The organism is Maribacter taeanensis (genome assembly GCF_047345145.1).
In the GTDB taxonomy this organism is placed as follows: domain Bacteria; phylum Bacteroidota; class Bacteroidia; order Flavobacteriales; family Flavobacteriaceae; genus Maribacter_C.
Window position 1 is genome coordinate 42,528 of the sequence record NZ_JBLFER010000007.1, and the last position, 15,046, is coordinate 57,573.

Consider the following 15,046-nt stretch of genomic DNA (forward strand, 5'->3'; position numbering starts at 1 on the left):
AACTCTAAGCTTAAATCGCTAATTAATTTTCTTCTACTAAGGCTGGGTTTTTCATACGTTGCACCCAAATAATAATTCCAACCACAATTAATGCTGCTGGTGGGATAATCATAAATCCGTTGTTTTCGTAACCTATTGAATACAATCCTGTTTTTGCTATCGGGTCACCTAAAACAGGAAACCCTAAAAGTGTTCCTGTTCCTAACAATTCTCTAAAGAACCCGACGATGATTAAAATAACACCGTATCCTAAGGCATTTCCTATTCCATCAAGAAATGATTTCCATGGTCCGTTCGCCAAGGCAAAAGCTTCGAAACGTCCCATAATGATACAGTTGGTAATAATCAATCCGACGAAAGCTCCAAGTGTTTTACTCAATTCATAGGCAAACGCTTTCAGCACCTGATCTACAATAATTACAAGTGTAGCTACGACAATCAATTGAACAATGATTCGAATCTTCGAAGGAATGATATTTCGCATTAACGAAATCACCACATTACCAACACCCAAAACAAAAATAACGGCAACCGACATTACAATCGAAGCCTCAAGTTCTGCCGTAATTGCCAATGCTGAACAAATACCTAAAACCTGAATGGTAATAGGGTTGTTGTCTGCAAGTGGGTCAAGAATTAGACCAGCATCTTTTTTTGTTAATAATCCCATATTACTTTACTCTAATAGTTTCTAAATATCCTTTATACAAATTCAAACTCTCTTTAATCATGGCTGTCACCCCATTTCCGGTTATCGTTGCACCAGCCATTGCATCAACTTCATTATCATCTTTTGTCTTATTTAAAGGATCATTATTTCCCTTAACAACACCGATACCCGCATAGCTATCTCCTTTTAAGATAGATTCTCCGGCGAAGTCATCCATAAAATAGCGTTGTTTGATGTTGGCTCCCAAACCAGGGGTTTCCGCCTTATGATCAAAATAAACCCCTTGCACAGTTAAAGTTTCATCTATCGCAACAAAGCCCCAAATAGCATCCCAAAGGCCTTTTCCGTAAAGTGGTAAAATATGATACTTTTTACCATCCTTTTCACCAATAAAAACTGGAAGCTTCGGTGTCTCACCTTTTTTCTTAGCAGCTAGTTCTTTTTTCAAATCGATTAAAAAGGCTTCGTCATTTTTAGTAATCTCATCACCTTCAATAACCAACTGCTCTTTGATGTAGCTCGAAAATTCACTTTCTACTTTATCTTTAGCAATAAAGGTGACACTGGATTCATCATTTTCATTTACGCCCATAGCGTAAAGAATATTCTGCTGCTTTTCAAAACGCTCGTTCTCTTTGATTTTAGTACTAAGCCCAGAAGCCAAAAAAGCTAATATTGAACCTACCACTACAACCATAATAGCTGCAAAGATTACCGTGTAACTATTTTTATCTGTATTGATTGCCATAACTAAACTGTTTCTGCTTGAAGTTCTGCTGCTTTTCCATCGGAATCTTTTGGATGGATAACTGCATTTTGTAATCGTTTCATTCTTCTGTTTACGTTTCCACGGATGACATAGTGATCAATCGTTGGTGCAAATACGTTCATCAGAAGGATCGCTAAGAAAACTCCCTCAGGATATGCTGGATTGAACACACGGATCATTACAGAAAGGAATCCGATAAAGAAACCATAAATCCATTTTCCTCGATTCGTTTGTGCTCCTGTTACGGGGTCGGTAGCCATGTAGACAATACCGAAGGCTAGTCCACCCACTATTAAGTGTTTCCAGAATTTGAACTCCATCAAGCCATGAAACTTACTAGTCTCCGTAATCCAACCTTGATCGACAACACCATTAAATACAAGTCCCATTACTAAAGAACCTAAAACGGCACTTAGCATGATTCTCCAGCTCGCTATCTTACTAAATACTAAGAATAAACCACCAAGAAGAATTAATAAAGTTGGTGTTTCTCCTACTGAGCCAGGGATAAATCCATAGAACATATCCCAAACATCATATTTTGCAGCCATTTCCGCTCCTTTATTTTGAGCTAAATAGCCCAAAACCGTTTCTCCTGAAATAGCATCTATATTTGAAGCACCCGCTAAAATAGCCTCTGAGCGCTCACGTGCTTCATGTACCCAAACTTTATCACCACTCATCCAAGTTGGATAGGCAAAAAACAAGAAAGCTCTAATGGTTAAGGCAGGATTCAAAATATTCATTCCTGTTCCACCAAAAACTTCTTTTCCGATAACTACACCAAAAACAACGGCTACAGCCAACATCCAAAGTGGTGTGTCAATGGGCACAATTAACGGGACCAAAATTCCAGTTACTAAATACCCCTCCTCTACTTCATGCCCTTTTATTACAGCGAATATGAATTCTACTAGAAGTCCAACTCCGTAAGAAACAGCAAGTAATGGTAATATTTTAATGATACCAATCCATGCGTTATCCCAAGTCAAGAAATGCTCCATTAAAGAGAAGTTCTCGGGAAAACCGTTCAATGCCGAATAATGCTGATACCCCGCATTAAAAACAGAGAACAACAAAACAGGAACCAAGGCCATTATAACCGTGTTCATAGTTCGCTTTAAATCATCGGCGCCGCGAACGTGAGAACCAGAATGCGTAGTCTCATCAGGGGTGTATAAAAAAGTATGGAAAGCATTGATAGCCGGAGCCATCTTCTTGCCCTTATACTTCATTTTTAAGTCATGCATTTTACTTTTTAAACCCATATCTTATCCTATTTCTTTTTGTAATAAATCAAGTCCTTCGCGAATTATTTGTTGATGTGGTTGTTTAGATACGTCAACAAATTCCGTAAGTGAAAAATCCTCAGGTGCTACTTCATACAAACCTAGCTGCTCCATCTCATCCAAATCTTTGTACATGCAGGCCTTTAACAGCTGCATCGGATAAATATCTAACGGAAAAACTTTTTCAAACTGTCCGGTTAAGACAAAAGCTCTGTGCTCGCCGTTTGTATTTGTATTTAAATCGTATTTCTTTTTGGGCTGCAACCAAGAGAAAGTCAATGCTCTTGTAGCCGATATTTTATTAAAAATTGGCTTATTCCATCCGAAGAAATCATAATCATCGCCTTCAGGAATTGCAGTAACCGTATTGTTGTAATACCCCAAAAAGCCGTCTTGACTGCTCTTAGAACCCGTCAACACATCACCATTAATTACTCTGAAATTCTCACCATTTACACCGCTAGCGTAAAGGAAAGTAGAAACTTCAGTGCCTATTTTTGTTCTGTAATATTTCGGAGCTTTCACCGAAGAGCCTGCTAAAGCGACAATGCGCTCAGGATTATATACTCCGGTTAATAAGAGCTCTCCTATGATCACTAAATCTTGAGGAGAAATGGTCCAAACCAGTTCACCCTTGTTAATTGGGTCTATCTTGTTAATTTGGGTTCCGACTAATCCTGCAGGATGTGGCCCGGATACTTTATGTAATTCGATACCATTCAAACCAGCCAGAGGTGAGCTTCCGTCTTTTCCAACAGAAACATGAACTTTTCCAGGAGTTAGTTTTGCCAGAGCAGAAATTGCCGCTTGTAATTCAGCCTCTTTACCCTGCAACACATAATTTGGATCAGCAGCCAAAGGTGCTGTTGCATATGCCGAAACAAAAATAGCTTTGGGAGTGGTATCTGGGTTAGCAATTACATCGTAGGGTCTTTGTTTGATAAAAGGCCAACAACCTGACTTTTGCAAATGTGCCTTGATTTCCTGTGCAGATGCGTTATCTACATTCAATTTTGAATGCTCAAGGTTAGATTGCGATTTATCGGCTAAAATCTTAAGTGTTAAAATGCGTCTTCTAGCACCTCTTTCAATTTCAATCAACTCTCCACTTACCGGAGAAACGAACAACATATCTTCAATGTTCTTATTGTAAAAAAGGGCCTCACCAGCTTTCACCTCAGCACCTTGCTTTACTAACATTTTAGGGGTTATTCCGTGAAAATCTTCAAGATTTATTGCGTAAACATTACTTAAAACGGCTTTTGAAGTAGTTTGTTCGGCGGCGCCAACTAGGTTGATATTCAAGCCTTTTTTAATTCGGATGTCTTTAGACATATAACGTAGACCTTTAAGGTTATCTAAATTTGGTGCAAAAATAATACTAAAACGCTTGTTTTCATAATTATTGCCTAGAAATTTGGGCATTACAACGAGCTTAATTTTTTAGGTATGCTTTTTGTTTACCTTTGTTTGATAAATTGCCCAAAAATGCGTCTAAGCCTTAAACAAGTCTTCTTTTTTCTTTTTGCAACCTCACTTTTTGCACAGGTACAAGAAGAGGTAAATCCACCAGAAAATATCAAATCTATTGTTTTCAAAGGGCCCACTGAAGACCAATTTCCAGTAGTCAAAATTGGAGAACCGATTCGCCTTGAATTTGATGATATTCTCGCCAGCGAGCAAGATTATTATTATAAGATTGTGCATTGTGATTATGACTGGACACCTTCGCAGCTTTTAAAGTCGCAATACCTTTCAGGCGTCGATAATCAAAGAATTATTGATTATGGCAATAGCTACAACACGCTACAACCGTATTCAAATTACAGATTGACAATTCCCAATGAGAATGTTCGATTGAAAGTAACAGGCAATTTTGTTATTGAAATTTATAATGATAGTTATGAACTTCAATTTTCTAGAAGGTTTGTTGTTTATAACGATGCCGTTCAGGTAGGTGCAATAGTGAAGCGCTCACGTGATTTTAAATATCTCAATGAAAAACAAGTTGTTCACATCAATATCAATGCTTCAAATTTTCAATTGGTCAATCCGAAAAAGGAAGTCAAAATAGCCATATTGCAAAATTATCATTGGCCAACGGCCATTTACAATGTCAAACCACAATTTACCATTGGCAGTGAATTAGTCTATAAGTATGATAAGGAAACCAGCTTTTATGGTGGAAATGAGTTTTTAAATTTTGACACTAAAGACCTTCGAGCACCCACCTCGGTTATTTCTCACATTGAGTTGGAAGATATTTATCATCATTATTTATTCGGAGATCGCTACCGATTTAATATTCCTTACAATTACTACCCTGATATAAATGGAGACTTTGTAATACGCACACTTCAAGGTAACGATATTTCTCGTGAAGCAGAATATACCAACATTCACTTTAAACTACCCTATGCTGAGGAATTGGCTTTAGATGAAGTCTATATCTTCGGAAAGCACAACAATTATGCTCTGACAGAAGAGAACAAAATGACCTATAATGAGGATACAGGTATGATGGAAGGCATAGTTATGATGAAACAAGGTTTTTACAACTACAAATACGTGATTAAGAGAGAAGACGATGTAGTGGACTTAAACACGGTATCAGGAAATTTCCATTTTACAGAAAATAACTATCTGGTATTAGTCTACTATCGCAATTTTGGAGACCTCTATGACGGTATCATTGGTATTGGCTCTGCTAATTCAAGAAATATCAGCAATTAACCTTTAGCAAAAATGTATATTTGACCATCAACAACCTCTGATGGAAGATAACAAACCAACACTTCAACAAAAAGGCCGCTATGGACTCCAATATCGAGGAGTTGAATGCACAAATTGCGATCACCCATTAGATGTTAGTGACCGATTTTGTCCTAACTGTTCTCAAGCCAACAGTACTAAAAAACTAACCCTTAAAGATTTTATTGAAGAGTTTTTTGCCAGTTTGATTTCTTATGATTCTAAACTGCTAAAAACATTTTCTGCACTATTAACAAAGCCTGGAAAGATAACTCGTGATTATATCGCCGGAAAAAGAGTTTCATATACTAATCCGTTTCGATTTTTACTGAGTCTATCCATTATCTATTTCTTAATGGTCAACTTTAGCAATAATTTTTCTGATTGGGATAAATATGGTGTTGGTAAAGAAAAGAGTATTTGGGACAAAGTAGGAACACTCAATTTCTCAACTGACGATTTCGTTCAAATTGACTCCATCCCCATCAAAGAGGAAGAAAAAGAGCTAATCAAAGCCCTTGACACTCTAAATATTATGTCCGACCTAGCCAAGAGAGATTCAATCATGATGACAAATCCAATCGAGCATTTCTCCAAATTAAATGAGAGGTCATTGTTGGCACGTTTTGGAGGTAAACGAGAGTTTTTTAATGTTCTGATGAAAAAAAAGAAAATATACGGTTTTGAAGAAATTCCAGCTGAACTTAATATTGATTCCACTCGAGAAAACAAAGCTGCATTTAACGCCGCAAGAAGTTATTTAAGATTCAAACAACAACCTGGAAGTTTCTTCAGTAGCGTTGTTTCTCGATTGCCCTTTTTTATATTTTTCTTCCTTCCGGTGTTCGCTTTCTTTATTTGGCTGGCATACATCCGAAAAAAATACACCTACACCGAACATCTTGTATTTAGCTTTCATAATCAATCTTTGTTGTTTATCTTGCTCATAATTAGCTTTTTAGTAGATTCCATTTTTAATATTTACACTGGATGGCTTTTCTTTTTAATTTTTGCCATTTATCTGTTTTTAGCGATGCGGAAATTCTACCAACAAGGATTTTTTAAAACTAGTGTTAAATATATTTTTCTAAATACTATTTTCTTTATTTTAGCCATGTTCGCGATGGCAATCCTTTTTACAGGAAGCGCATTTACCTACTAGAACAAAAACATTATGATTACACAGGTTACAAAAGGCATTAAAGTTTCAGTAAATACAAGTTTTGAAGGTACCTTTTTCAAAAACTATAAGATGCACTTTGCCTTTGGGTATACAATCACAATTGAAAATCAGAGCAAAGACTCTGTACAATTGACTTCTCGTCATTGGGAAATATTTGATGCCCTCAATGAAATGGAAGTTTTAGACGGCGAAGGTGTAATTGGAAAGAAACCAGTTATCAAACCAGGAGAATCGCACACCTACAATTCCGGATGTCTTCTAGCATCTCCCATTGGAGCTATGAGAGGTTACTACAACATGGTAAATTTTAGTTCTACTGAGAAATTTAGAGTTTACATTCCTACCTTTAAGTTTAGTGCTCCGTTTGCATTGAACTAATCAAATTCAAACTCAAATTTTAAGTTCAAATTCAATTTCGATCCAGGTATTGGATATCTTTTATTTATCTCAATATTTCATACTTCTTTCCGAAATTCTGTTACAAAAACAACAAACGTTTCCTTACCTTTGAGCAAGTTAAATCTCAAAAAATATCTCCATGGGAAAAGGTTTCTTTCAAGTACCAACTGCATTTAATGAACCAATAAAAAGCTACGCTCCAGGCACTCCAGAGCGTGAAGCTGTTCTTAAACAATACAAATCATATTTCAATGGTTCTGTTGAAGTACCTATGTACATCGGCAAGAAAAAAATAAAGTCTGGAAAAACAAAACCGATGTCTCCTCCACATGATCATAAACATAAAGTAGGTAAATATCATATTGCCAACAAATCACATGTTACCGAAGCCATCGATACGGCTTTAAAAGCAAGAGATACTTGGGCCAACTTAACTTGGGAACAACGCGCTGCTATTTTCCTAAAAGCGGCAGAATTGATTGCCGGACCTTACCGCGCCAAAATCAATGCAGCAACCATGATTGCGCAGTCAAAAACCATTCACCAAGCTGAGATTGATGCAGCATGTGAATTTATTGACTTTCTGCGTTTCAACGTGGAATACATGACGCAGATATATGAAGAACAACCCGATTCTGCGGAGGGTATTTGGAACAGGGTGGAGTATAGACCTTTAGAAGGGTTTGTATATGCAATAACACCTTTTAACTTTACTGCTATTGCCGGAAATCTTCCTGCAAGTGCTGCAATGATGGGTAATGTAGTTGTTTGGAAACCAAGTGACAGCCAAATCTTTTCTGCAAAAGTAATTGTTGATGTGTTCAAAGAAGCTGGATTACCTGATGGAGTGATCAACGTAATTTATGGAGATCCTGTAATGATTACAAAAACGGTTTTGGCGAGTCCTGATTTTGCTGGTATTCATTTTACAGGTTCAACATACGTTTTTAAAGAACTTTGGAAACAAATCGGAAATAATATCCACACCTATAAAACCTACCCTAAAATTGTTGGTGAAACTGGTGGCAAAGATTTTATTTTGGCACATTCGTCTGCCAATCCCAAACAAGTGGCTACGGCAATAGTTCGTGGTGCTTTTGAATTCCAAGGTCAAAAATGTAGTGCTGCTTCGCGTGTTTATCTTCCGAAGTCAAAAGCCACTAGAATTTTGGACTTAGTTAAAAAGGATGTTGAATCTTTCAACCCTCCAGGATCACCTGAAGATATGTCTAACTTTATTACTGCTGTGATTCATGAAGGTTCGTTTGACAAATTGGCAAAGTATATTGATCAAGCTAAAAAAGACAAAAAAGCCAAGATTCTTGTTGGTGGTAATTACGACAAAACAAAAGGATATTTTATTGAGCCTACGGTTATCGTAACAACCGATCCAAAATATACCACAATGGAAACTGAACTTTTCGGTCCCGTTGTGACGATATATGTCTATGATGATAAAAACTGGGGCAAGACATTAAAATTGGTCGATGAAACTTCAGAATACGCATTAACAGGAGCTGTACTTTCTGCAGATAGGTACGCCATTGACGAAGCGACCAAAGCATTACAGAACTGCGCAGGTAACTTCTATATTAATGACAAACCAACAGGGGCCGTAGTTGGTCAACAACCTTTTGGTGGTGCTAGAGCTTCCGGAACCAACGATAAAGCGGGTTCTGCACAAAACTTGTTAAGGTGGGTTTCTCCGAGACTTATCAAAGAGACATTTGTAACTCCAGAGGATTATAGGTATCCATTTTTAGGGTAATCCATTTCTTATAATAATTAAAAGCCCGTACCGTTAGATTTATTAGGTACGGGCTTTTTTATGCCCAACCTTTTCTTGAATTTTTATCTCATAAAAAAAAAGAAACAAGTCTTATGAAAAATTCTATCCTACTTTGTCTATTCACTTGCATCTTCTTCATTTCTTGCTCTGACAACAATGATTCAGCTATTGAAGAAGTTCTCCTTCGGATTAATTCATATACCGTTGACTGCGAAGGTGTTCAATCAGGAAAATGCCTTTTAATTCAAGAAGGTGATACAATCGGTACAGACGATTGGGAATATTTCTACTTTGAAGATAGTATCGAAGGCTTTTCGTTCGAATCAGGATTCGTTTATGAAATTACAGTTAGAAAAACCAGTATAAAAAATCCGCCTGTTGACGGATCGAGCATCCAATATTCATTGGTTCGAATCATTTCGAAAACAGAAGTCTAGGGTCTTTGCTTTTGAGCCCTCCGAAACATACAATGTATCTTTGGCCTTTTCGTTCCTATTTATATTAGTTAGTAGCAGTTTAACCATGCACCAACCAAAGATGAAAACCCTATTCAAAATTCTCATAGCTCCTTTATTTTGGATTTTTCAAGCCTGTAGTCCGCTGGGAAATCCTGTTGACGCGGAAAAATCTGATAGTCATTACTACAACAATTCAGAAAACCAAATTCGCTATAGCCCTATGGGCAATTGGTTTGAATTGGGCAACAGTGAAATACCAGCAGATTTCGCTAGCTTTGAAGTTTTGAGTAGATGGCTAAGTAAGGATAAAGACCGAATCTATTTTGAGGCGTTCCCAGTAGAAAATAGAAGTATAGACCTAGCTGATTTTTATGTTAAAGATGAAGAATATTTGAGCGATGTAGGTTTTGACGAAAATCACGTCTATGTTTTTAACAAAATTCATAATGGCGAAAGCTATGAGGGAGTGGTTCAAGTGGTGGAAGGTGCCAATCCTAAAACCTACTCCCGAACACTCGGCGATTGGGCTAACGACGGAATAAATCATTTTTACCAGAATAATAAGGTCGATGCAGATTTTGATAGCTTCGAAGTACTAAACCTCTATTTCGCCAAAGACGCCAGCAAAACATTTGTTCAAGAGGATCAAAAATTCCGTTTTTTTGAAGCAAATCCATCCACTCTTAAAATTCTAGGTGAAAGCGATCATGCACTTGATGATAAAAATGTGTATTGGCTCTCTTTTTTTACAGAAGATAGCCCGCATCTAATTTCCATACCTTACATCAATGAATCCGAAGTAAAATATTTGAATCACTATTTTCTAAAGATTTCAAATACGATATACTGCGATGGCACTCCGCGACATGATATCGATGCAAAAAGTTTTGAAATCATAGATTATTGGTATGCAAAAGATTCAAGGCATGTCTATTACAAAAATAAGATAGTACAGAATGCAGATCCCGAAAGCTTTAGAAAAAAGAAAATGAGTCATATGTACGTTGATAAGAATGGTATTTACGATGAAGGGCAACTTCAAGAGTAAAGAAAGAGATACTACCCACTACTTTTTTAAGGTTGTAAAAAAACTCAAGTAAAATTAACTTCGAATATTTCAGTACATTTGAGTAGTTCCCTTAGGTAACTGATTTTTTAACTTAAAAACACAAAAATGAAAATGAAATTTTTACTAATGTCAGTTTTGACATTATCGTTCTTTGCTATGCACGCCCAAGACAATCTTGCACAAACTACTATTCAAGCCGTTTTATCTGGCAATCAAGATCAAGTTATTCAGTTGGCCGAGGCCTTTTCTGAAGAGCAGTACGACTGGAGGCCTGCAGAGGGAGTTAATTCTGTGGGAGAGGCCCTGATGCATGTAGCGGGGGGAAATTATTTTTTAGCTTCTAAAATGGGGTTTGCTCCGCCGGAAGATGTTGATATGATGAATTTAGGCAAAATCACAGGAAAAGATAATATTATTGCCGCTTTGAAAAAGTCAAATGCGTTTGTTCTTGACAAAATCACAATGGTTGAGACGGCTGCACTTAATGAGGAAGTCGATTTTGGTTTTGCCAAAATGAACAAACTGGGTGGGCTTTTAGCTATGATGGAGCATAATGGAGAGCACAAAGGGCAATTAATTGCTTATGCACGATCAAATGGTGTTGTTCCGCCATGGAGCAAGTAATTCTCCTAAAAATATCTTTATTAAAGGTGCTATTTGGCACCTTTTTTTATGCAAAAAACCGTCACTTTATTTGAGGTGTTATCTTATCCTTAAAATCTGTATATCAACTATTTAAATTCTCTAAAATTGATTTTTAAACAATTTTAATGTAAATTTAACGTTAAGTAATTGTAAATTAATTTAAAAATCACCTGCCCTGGTCTAAAAAAGCTGCAGATTATGAAAGAGATAAATAATAATACAGACAAAAAAAATAAAAACTACAACAAGAAAAACATAGTCAACTTCGTAAAAAACTACGCGCGAAATTGCCGTTATTCTTTCAACAGAATTTTAAGTGCTTAGTTAGCCCCTAAATTTTTGTGGCAAATAAACTACCTTCTTAGTAGCAAAAAAGTCCTCTTCGAAATAGTTGGGTAAATTAAAAATTTCAGCTGTTCGATAATCTTGGAGCTCTTCTGAAAGATCACCTCCTTTTAGGTATAAGATGCCGTTTCGTCGTTCGTGAATCGATTCTTTTTTGATTTTGCCTTTTACCCAATGTGTAAAAGTAGGCATTGAGGCGACTGCCCTACTTACAATAAAATCAAACTGCTCATTAATTTCCTCCACTCGCGAATTTATTGAAGTGACATTGGTAATTCCTAAACCTTCTACAACTTCTTCAACTACTTTTATTTTTTTTCCAATAGAATCTACTAAGGTAAAATGTGTTTCAGGGAATAAAATGGCTAAGGGAATTCCTGGAAAACCTCCACCCGTTCCTACATCCATAACTTTGCTTCCAGGGAGAAACTGTTGAATTTTTGCTATACCGAGAGAATGTAATACGTGACGAATATAGAGTTCATCAATATCCTTTCTGGACACCACATTAATCTTCTGATTCCAATCTTTGTATAGATTTTCCAATTGACCAAACTGTTCTTTTTGCTCCTCAGTGATATCAGGAAAATACTTTAACACTATTTCTATCCCCATCTGAATTAAAATTTCAACAAAAATAGTATATTCACAAGCACTAATATTTTCTTTTTTTGGGAAAGTATTCAGATAAAGAGGGATTCCATTCCCTTACCTTTGTAAAAAAATGCGCTTACTATGAACCAGACTACCGTTCGATTTTCCAGAAAAGATTCTGCACAGTTTTTTAAGACTTTGAACAAAAGAGTTAATGATTATTTCAAAGAAAACAAATTAAAGAAAACAGGGAATTGGAGATTGCATCTAAAGACTATTATTATGTTCGCAATGTTCTTAACCCCTTACTTTCTAATATTGACTTTAGGTCTACCTACTTGGGCCAATTTGCTACTAACTATTCTTATGGGAGTGGGTATGGCCGGTGTTGGCATGAATGTAATGCACGATGGCAACCACGGTTCCTATTCCAATAAAAAATGGGTTAATAAACTCATGGGAAGCAGTATCTACATTTTGGCAGGTAATGTTTACAACTGGCAAGTACAACACAATGTATTGCATCATACTTATACGAATATTCACGAGCATGATGAAGATATGGAAGCGGGTCGCATTCTTCGCTTTTCAAAACATGCAGAGTGGCAAAAACACCACAAATTTCAACATATTTACTCGGTCTTTCTTTACGGATTATTGACTTTTAATTGGGCCATTACGACCGATTTTCAGCAAATGTACCGCTACATGAAACGTAAACTTTCTTATGGTAAACTACCGAGTCCTGCTGTGAATTGGAGCACCTTAGTAATTACCAAATTACTATATGTTACGATTTGGATTGTACTCCCACTTATCTTCGTTGATATTGCTTGGTGGAAAATTCTTCTAGGTTTCTTTATCATGCACTATGTGGCTGGCGTAATATTAAGTGTGACCTTTCAACTAGCACATATTGTAGACGATGCACAAACTCCGTTGCCAGACGAAAGCGGAACTATGAAAAATACATGGGCTATTCACCAATTGTTTACAACTGTAAACTTTGGCACAAAGAATAAGATTGTAAACTGGTTTACGGGAGGATTGAATCATCAGGTCGAACACCATATTTTTCCGAATATCAGTCATGTTCATTACACCAAAATTTCTAAAATCGTAAAGGAAACTGCAAAGGAATTTAATTTACCATATAACGAATATAAAACTACGCGAAAAGCGATTTTTTCCCATTTTAAACATTTGAAGGAATTAGGAAAACAGCCAGCTTTACAAGTATAACTGCAATTATACAGCAGCTTTCTTTTAGTAGCTCAATAATCCATTCAGACAATTAAAAAGCCGAATCACGATTATTGAGCTACTTATTTTTACGCTATTCACAAAGTGCTTTCAAATAGTTAATAATCAATTCCTTTTTCTCACAAAAAAGAATAGTAAATGCTGTAATTTTGGGGTGCATTTTAAACCCGTACTCTAATGAGCAACCAACTATCAGATAGAATAAACAATGTCACTCCTTCAGCAACCCTTGAAATGGCTGCAAAAGCCCGCGAATTAAGAGCAGCAGGCAAAGATATCATCGGACTCAGTTTAGGTGAACCTGATTTCAATACTCCTGACTACATAAAAGACGCCGCTATACAAGCGGTAAATGACGATTACAATTCATATACACCCGTTGATGGTTATGTAGATTTAAAGGATGCAATCATCACCAAATTAAAACGGGATAATGATTTAACCTATAACCGATCGCAATTAGTTGTTTCGACGGGAGCCAAACAAGCACTTTACAATGTTGCCCAGGTAGTTTTGAATGAAGGCGATGAAGTTATTTTACCTTGCCCTTACTGGGTGAGTTACAGTGATATTGTGAAATTAGCTGGTGGTGTACCAATAGAAGTAACAACCTCTATAGACACTGATTTCAAAATGACTCCAGAGCAGCTTGAAGAAGCCATTACTCCGAAAACTAAAATGCTTTGGTATAGTTCGCCTTGTAATCCAAGTGGTTCAATTTATAGCATAGAAGAATTAAGAGGATTAGCTGATGTTTTAAAAAAACATCCTCAGATTGTAGTTGTGAGTGATGAAATTTATGAGCATATCAACTACGGCGTTACTGCCCATGCTTCGATGGCTGCTTTTGAGGATATGTATGATAGAACAGTTACGGTAAACGGAGTAGCAAAAGCTTTTGCCATGACTGGATGGCGCATTGGTTATATTGGAGCTCCCACATATATTGCTCGTGCCTGCAACAAATTGCAAGGTCAAGTAACTAGTGGAGCAAATTGTATTGCGCAACGTGCCGTTATAACTGCTTTAGTGGAATCGCCAAGTCGTGTTCAATATATGGTTGACGAATTTAAAGGAAGAAGAACTTTAATTCTAGAATTATTAAACGGTATCGACGGATTCAAATGTAATGAGCCTGAAGGAGCTTTTTATGTTTTTCCAGATGTTACTGCATATTTTGGAAAAACTTTAAATGGAACTAACATTAACAATGCTTCTGACTTTGCCATGTATTTGTTGGAAAATGCAAATGTTGCCACAGTAACTGGCGATGCATTTGGAAATGGCAATTGTATTCGTATTTCTTATGCGGCTTCGGAAAAAGATATTCGGGAAGCAATCTCTAGAATTAAAGCCGCTGTGGCTTAAAAAAATCACTTGAAATATTCAAACCACACCAATTCCAAATTGATGCGGTTTTTTTATTTAAAGGTGAATAATAGCATTACTAAAGAACATTGTGAGATTTATCTTTCCAACTTAAGAAAAGTATCCTCAGAAAAATCAAAGACAGTTCTTAGATTTCAAGTAAATTCTAAGTAACTTTAAACCAACCTTTTGAACCTAAATACCAAAACGATGAAGACGATGACATGCAAACAGCTCGGAGGAGCTTGTGACACCAAATTTCAAGCAGATACTTTTGAAGAAATGGCTGAGCTTAGTAAAAAACATGCAATGGAGATGTTTCAAAAAGGTGACTCCGCCCATCTTGAAGCAATGAATAACATGCAGAACCTTATGAAATCTCCAGAAGCAATGCAAGCTTGGTTTGGCGAACGCAGAAGAGAGTTCGAAGCATTACCTGAAGATTAGTTATCAA

15 protein-coding genes are annotated in these 15,046 nt (G+C 36.6%); 10 read left to right on the forward strand and 5 right to left on the reverse strand.

What is annotated here, in order from left to right; genetic code table 11:
• Positions 1–22: 22 nt before the first annotated feature.
• The 4 genes from ACKWCD_RS18090 to ACKWCD_RS18105 are packed head-to-tail and all read right to left on the reverse strand — an operon-like array spanning position 23 to position 4,063.
• Positions 23–670, reverse strand: a complete 648-nt coding sequence (locus tag ACKWCD_RS18090) for an NADH:ubiquinone reductase (Na(+)-transporting) subunit D (protein ID WP_413985377.1) — start codon at positions 668–670, stop codon at positions 23–25.
• Position 671: 1 nt separating this feature from the next.
• The gene (locus ACKWCD_RS18095; protein ID WP_413985378.1) at positions 672–1,418 is read right to left on the reverse strand and encodes a Na(+)-translocating NADH-quinone reductase subunit C; all 747 of its coding nucleotides are present in this window, start codon (positions 1,416–1,418) and stop codon (positions 672–674) included.
• 2 nt (positions 1,419–1,420) lie between these two features.
• On the reverse strand, positions 1,421–2,707 hold the full coding sequence (locus ACKWCD_RS18100) for an NADH:ubiquinone reductase (Na(+)-transporting) subunit B (protein ID WP_413985379.1): 1,287 nt from the start codon (positions 2,705–2,707) through the stop codon (positions 1,421–1,423).
• 3 nt (positions 2,708–2,710) lie between these two features.
• Positions 2,711–4,063, reverse strand: coding sequence for a Na(+)-translocating NADH-quinone reductase subunit A (locus tag ACKWCD_RS18105; RefSeq protein ID WP_413985532.1), 1,353 nt, complete (start codon positions 4,061–4,063; stop codon positions 2,711–2,713).
• A 153-nt stretch (positions 4,064–4,216) separates the two neighbouring features.
• Between ACKWCD_RS18105 and ACKWCD_RS18110 the strand changes: the two genes are divergently transcribed.
• From ACKWCD_RS18110 to ACKWCD_RS18140, 7 genes are all read left to right on the forward strand, one after another.
• The gene (locus ACKWCD_RS18110; protein ID WP_413985380.1) at positions 4,217–5,461 is read left to right on the forward strand and encodes a type IX secretion system plug protein; all 1,245 of its coding nucleotides are present in this window, start codon (positions 4,217–4,219) and stop codon (positions 5,459–5,461) included.
• Between the two features lie 40 nt (positions 5,462–5,501).
• Positions 5,502–6,641: a DUF3667 domain-containing protein gene (locus ACKWCD_RS18115; RefSeq protein ID WP_413985381.1), complete on the forward strand. Its 1,140-nt coding sequence runs from the start codon at positions 5,502–5,504 to the stop codon at positions 6,639–6,641.
• A gap of 12 nt (positions 6,642–6,653) precedes the next feature.
• Positions 6,654–7,040: a Co2+/Mg2+ efflux protein ApaG gene (apaG, locus tag ACKWCD_RS18120; RefSeq protein WP_138659022.1), complete on the forward strand. Its 387-nt coding sequence runs from the start codon at positions 6,654–6,656 to the stop codon at positions 7,038–7,040.
• 160 nt (positions 7,041–7,200) lie between these two features.
• The gene (gene pruA / locus ACKWCD_RS18125; protein WP_413985382.1) at positions 7,201–8,829 is read left to right on the forward strand and encodes an L-glutamate gamma-semialdehyde dehydrogenase; all 1,629 of its coding nucleotides are present in this window, start codon (positions 7,201–7,203) and stop codon (positions 8,827–8,829) included.
• Positions 8,830–8,942: 113 nt separating this feature from the next.
• The gene (locus ACKWCD_RS18130) at positions 8,943–9,287 is read left to right on the forward strand and encodes a DUF4377 domain-containing protein (RefSeq protein WP_413985383.1); all 345 of its coding nucleotides are present in this window, start codon (positions 8,943–8,945) and stop codon (positions 9,285–9,287) included.
• Between the two features lie 100 nt (positions 9,288–9,387).
• Positions 9,388–10,356, forward strand: a complete 969-nt coding sequence (locus ACKWCD_RS18135; protein WP_413985384.1) for a DKNYY domain-containing protein — start codon at positions 9,388–9,390, stop codon at positions 10,354–10,356.
• A 132-nt stretch (positions 10,357–10,488) separates the two neighbouring features.
• Entirely contained in the window at positions 10,489–11,001 is a 513-nt protein-coding gene (locus tag ACKWCD_RS18140; protein WP_413985385.1) for a DinB family protein, read from the forward strand.
• Positions 11,002–11,346: 345 nt separating this feature from the next.
• Here the strand turns inward: ACKWCD_RS18140 and rsmG are convergent, their stop codons facing one another.
• Positions 11,347–11,982, reverse strand: coding sequence for a 16S rRNA (guanine(527)-N(7))-methyltransferase RsmG (gene rsmG / locus ACKWCD_RS18145; RefSeq protein ID WP_413985386.1), 636 nt, complete (start codon positions 11,980–11,982; stop codon positions 11,347–11,349).
• 120 nt (positions 11,983–12,102) lie between these two features.
• On the opposite strand from rsmG, the gene ACKWCD_RS18150 reads away from it, so the two are divergent.
• The 3 genes from ACKWCD_RS18150 (at position 12,103) to ACKWCD_RS18160 (ending at position 15,039) form a co-directional block, all read left to right on the forward strand.
• Positions 12,103–13,203: a fatty acid desaturase family protein gene (locus tag ACKWCD_RS18150; protein WP_413985387.1), complete on the forward strand. Its 1,101-nt coding sequence runs from the start codon at positions 12,103–12,105 to the stop codon at positions 13,201–13,203.
• Between the two features lie 198 nt (positions 13,204–13,401).
• Positions 13,402–14,592: a pyridoxal phosphate-dependent aminotransferase gene (locus tag ACKWCD_RS18155; protein WP_413985388.1), complete on the forward strand. Its 1,191-nt coding sequence runs from the start codon at positions 13,402–13,404 to the stop codon at positions 14,590–14,592.
• A gap of 210 nt (positions 14,593–14,802) precedes the next feature.
• Positions 14,803–15,039, forward strand: a complete 237-nt coding sequence (locus ACKWCD_RS18160; RefSeq protein ID WP_413985389.1) for a DUF1059 domain-containing protein — start codon at positions 14,803–14,805, stop codon at positions 15,037–15,039.
• The last annotated feature ends 7 nt before the right edge of the window (positions 15,040–15,046 follow it).

What these genes read in the sequence shown, in the direction of transcription:
- pruA (WP_413985382.1), top strand. Translation starts at nt 7,201, where the DNA reads ATGGGAAAAGGTTTCTTTCAAGTACCAACTGCATTTAATGAACCAATA.
- ACKWCD_RS18130 (WP_413985383.1), top strand. Translation starts at nt 8,943, where the DNA reads ATGAAAAATTCTATCCTACTTTGTCTATTCACTTGCATCTTCTTCATT.
- apaG (WP_138659022.1), top strand. Translation starts at nt 6,654, where the DNA reads ATGATTACACAGGTTACAAAAGGCATTAAAGTTTCAGTAAATACAAGT.
- ACKWCD_RS18150 (WP_413985387.1), top strand. Translation starts at nt 12,103, where the DNA reads ATGAACCAGACTACCGTTCGATTTTCCAGAAAAGATTCTGCACAGTTT.
- ACKWCD_RS18135 (WP_413985384.1), top strand. Translation starts at nt 9,388, where the DNA reads ATGAAAACCCTATTCAAAATTCTCATAGCTCCTTTATTTTGGATTTTT.
- ACKWCD_RS18095 (WP_413985378.1), bottom strand. Translation starts at nt 1,418, where the DNA reads ATGGCAATCAATACAGATAAAAATAGTTACACGGTAATCTTTGCAGCT.
- ACKWCD_RS18160 (WP_413985389.1), top strand. Translation starts at nt 14,803, where the DNA reads ATGAAGACGATGACATGCAAACAGCTCGGAGGAGCTTGTGACACCAAA.
- ACKWCD_RS18105 (WP_413985532.1), bottom strand. Translation starts at nt 4,063, where the DNA reads ATGTCTAAAGACATCCGAATTAAAAAAGGCTTGAATATCAACCTAGTT.
- ACKWCD_RS18090 (WP_413985377.1), bottom strand. Translation starts at nt 670, where the DNA reads ATGGGATTATTAACAAAAAAAGATGCTGGTCTAATTCTTGACCCACTT.
- rsmG (WP_413985386.1), bottom strand. Translation starts at nt 11,982, where the DNA reads ATGGGGATAGAAATAGTGTTAAAGTATTTTCCTGATATCACTGAGGAG.
- ACKWCD_RS18100 (WP_413985379.1), bottom strand. Translation starts at nt 2,707, where the DNA reads ATGGGTTTAAAAAGTAAAATGCATGACTTAAAAATGAAGTATAAGGGC.
- ACKWCD_RS18115 (WP_413985381.1), top strand. Translation starts at nt 5,502, where the DNA reads ATGGAAGATAACAAACCAACACTTCAACAAAAAGGCCGCTATGGACTC.
- ACKWCD_RS18155 (WP_413985388.1), top strand. Translation starts at nt 13,402, where the DNA reads ATGAGCAACCAACTATCAGATAGAATAAACAATGTCACTCCTTCAGCA.
- ACKWCD_RS18110 (WP_413985380.1), top strand. Translation starts at nt 4,217, where the DNA reads ATGCGTCTAAGCCTTAAACAAGTCTTCTTTTTTCTTTTTGCAACCTCA.
- ACKWCD_RS18140 (WP_413985385.1), top strand. Translation starts at nt 10,489, where the DNA reads ATGAAATTTTTACTAATGTCAGTTTTGACATTATCGTTCTTTGCTATG.